General features: G+C 50.0%; 2 tRNA genes and 1 rRNA gene. All 3 read left to right on the forward strand.

What is annotated here, in order from left to right:
• Positions 1-9: 9 nt before the first annotated feature.
• The 3 genes from CD152_RS02205 to CD152_RS02215 all read left to right on the forward strand — a co-directional run bounded on the left by CD152_RS02205 (position 10) and on the right by CD152_RS02215 (position 3,256).
• A tRNA-Ile gene (locus tag CD152_RS02205) sits at positions 10-86 on the forward strand.
• A 32-nt stretch (positions 87-118) separates the two neighbouring features.
• Positions 119-194: transfer RNA gene (locus CD152_RS02210), tRNA-Ala, on the forward strand.
• A gap of 137 nt (positions 195-331) precedes the next feature.
• Positions 332-3,256: ribosomal RNA gene (locus CD152_RS02215) — 23S ribosomal RNA — on the forward strand.
• Positions 3,257-3,288: the final 32 nt, after the last annotated feature.

Genomic DNA, 3,288 nt, shown 5'->3' on the forward strand with positions numbered 1-3,288 from the left:
GATTATAATGGGCCTATAGCTCAGCTGGTTAGAGCGCACGCCTGATAAGCGTGAGGTCGATGGTTCGAGTCCATTTAGGCCCACCATTATAAATATTCTGCAATTTAATTACCTTTATGGGGGCTTAGCTCAGCTGGGAGAGCGCCTGCTTTGCACGCAGGAGGTCAGCGGTTCGATCCCGCTAGTCTCCACCATTAAATATTGTACTTTGAAAACTAGATAAAGTAAGAAGATATAAAGATTTTACCAAGCAAAACCGAGTGAGTTCATATTTGAATTCTTGAAAAAATCGCGCGTCTGCATCTATGCAGACATCACAATATTAATAACAGATTAAGTTATTAAGGGCGCACGGTGGATGCCTTGGCACTAGAAGCCGAAGAAGGACGTTACTAACGACGATATGCTTTGGGGAGCTGTAAGTAAGCTTTGATCCAGAGATTTCCGAATGGGGAAACCCAGCATGAGTTATGTCATGTTATCCATATGTGAATACATAGCATATGAGAAGGCACACCCGGAGAACTGAAACATCTAAGTACCCGGAGGAAGAGAAAGAAAATTCGATTCCCTTAGTAGCGGCGAGCGAAACGGGAAGAGCCCAAACCAGGGTGCTTGCATCCTGGGGTTGTAGGACACTCAGCATGGAGTTACAAAGGAACAGCTTAGACGAATGACTTTGGAAAAGTCAGCCATAGAAGGTAAAGGCCCTGTAGTCGAAAAGCTATTCTCTCCTGAGTGGATCCTGAGTACGGCGGAACACGTGGAATTCCGTCGGAATCCGGGAGGACCATCTCCCAAGGCTAAATACTCTCTAGTGACCGATAGTGAACCAGTACCGTGAGGGAAAGGTGAAAAGCACCCCGGAAGGGGAGTGAAATAGAACCTGAAACCGTGTGCTTACAAGTAGTCAGAGCCCGTTAATGGGTGATGGCGTGCCTTTTGTAGAATGAACCGGCGAGTTACGATCTGATGCAAGGTTAAGCAGTATATGTGGAGCCGTAGCGAAAGCGAGTCTGAATAGGGCGAATGAGTATCAGGTCGTAGACCCGAAACCAGGTGATCTACCCATGTCCAGGTTGAAGTTCAGGTAACACTGAATGGAGGACCGAACCGACTTACGTTGAAAAGTGAGCGGATGAGGTGTGGGTAGCGGAGAAATTCCAATCGAACCTGGAGATAGCTGGTTCTCTCCGAAATAGCTTTAGGGCTAGCCTCGCATGATGATTACTGGAGGTAGAGCACTGTTTGGACTAGGGGCCCCCCTCGGGTTACCGAATTCAGACAAACTCCGAATGCCAGATAATCTAATGCGGGAGTCAGACTGCGGGTGATAAGGTCCGTAGTCGAGAGGGAAACAGCCCAGACCACCAGCTAAGGTCCCAAAATATATGTTAAGTGGAAAAGGATGTGGCGTTGCCCAGACAACTAGGATGTTGGCTTAGAAGCAGCCATCATTTAAAGAGTGCGTAATAGCTCACTAGTCGAGTGACGCTGCGCCGAAAATGTACCGGGGCTAAACATATTACCGAAGCTGTGGATTGTCCGTTGGACAATGGTAGGAGAGCGTTCTAAGGGCGTCGAAGCATGACCGTAAGGACATGTGGAGCGCTTAGAAGTGAGAATGCCGGTGTGAGTAGCGAAAGACGGGTGAGAATCCCGTCCACCGATTGACTAAGGTTTCCAGAGGAAGGCTCGTCCGCTCTGGGTTAGTCGGGACCTAAGCCGAGGCCGAATGGCGTAGGCGATGGACAACAGGTAGATATTCCTGTACCACCTAAGATCGTTTGAACGATGGGGGGACGCAGTAGGATAGGCGAAGCGTACTGTTGGTTATGTACGTCCAAGCACTGAGATTGAGTATCAGGCAAATCCGGTAATCATCAAGATCAAGGTGTGATGGGGAGCGAAATTATAGTAGCGAAGTCGTTGATTTCACACTGCCAAGAAAAGCCTCTAGTTAGAAATTAGGTGCCCGTACCGCAAACCGACACAGGTAGTCAAGATGAGAATTCTAAGGTGAGCGAGCGAACTCTCGTTAAGGAACTCGGCAAAATGACCCCGTAACTTCGGGAGAAGGGGTGCTTTTTAGGGTGCAAGCCCTGAAGAGCCGCAGTGAATAGGCCCAAGCGACTGTTTATCAAAAACACAGGTCTCTGCAAAACCGTAAGGTGAAGTATAGGGGCTGACGCCTGCCCGGTGCTGGAAGGTTAAAAGGAGTGGTTAGCGTATGCGAAGCTACGAATTGAAGCCCCAGTAAACGGCGGCCGTAACTATAACGGTCCTAAGGTAGCGAAATTCCTTGTCGGGTAAGTTCCGACCCGCACGAAAGGCGTAACGATTTGGGCACTGTCTCAACGAGAGACTCGGTGAAATCATAGTACCTGTGAAGATGCAGGTTACCCGCGACAGGACGGAAAGACCCCGTGGAGCTTTACTGCAGCCTGATATTGAAATTCGGCACAGCTTGTACAGGATAGGTAGGAGCCTTTGAAGCGTGAGCGTCAGCTTACGTGGAGGCGCTGGTGGGATACTACCCTGGCTGTGTTGACTTTCTAACCCGCGCCACTTATCGTGGCGGGAGACAGTGTCAGGCGGGCAGTTTGACTGGGGCGGTCGCCTCCTAAAGAGTAACGGAGGCGCTCAAAGGTTCCCTCAGAATGGTTGGAAATCATTCGCAGAGTGTAAAGGCACAAGGGAGCTTGACTGCGAGACCTACAAGTCGAGCAGGGTCGAAAGACGGACTTAGTGATCCGGTGGTTCCGCATGGAAGGGCCATCGCTCAACGGATAAAAGCTACCCCGGGGATAACAGGCTTATCTCCCCCAAGAGTTCACATCGACGGGGAGGTTTGGCACCTCGATGTCGGCTCATCGCATCCTGGGGCTGTAGTCGGTCCCAAGGGTTGGGCTGTTCGCCCATTAAAGCGGTACGCGAGCTGGGTTCAGAACGTCGTGAGACAGTTCGGTCCCTATCCGTCGTGGGCGTAGGAAATTTGAGAGGAGCTGTCCTTAGTACGAGAGGACCGGGATGGACATACCTCTGGTGTACCAGTTGTCGCGCCAGCGGCATAGCTGGGTAGCTATGTATGGACGGGATAAGTGCTGAAAGCATCTAAGCATGAAGCCCCCCTCAAGATGAGATTTCCCAACTTCGGTTATAAGATCCCTCAAAGATGATGAGGTTAATAGGTTCGAGGTGGAAGTGCAGTAATGTATGGAGCTGACGAATACTAATCGATCGAAGACTTAATCAATTTTATAGATTTTTTATCCGGGATTGCCGGGT

It is taken from the genome of Macrococcoides caseolyticum (genome assembly GCF_002902665.1).
Classification (GTDB): domain Bacteria; phylum Bacillota; class Bacilli; order Staphylococcales; family Staphylococcaceae; genus Macrococcoides; species Macrococcoides caseolyticum.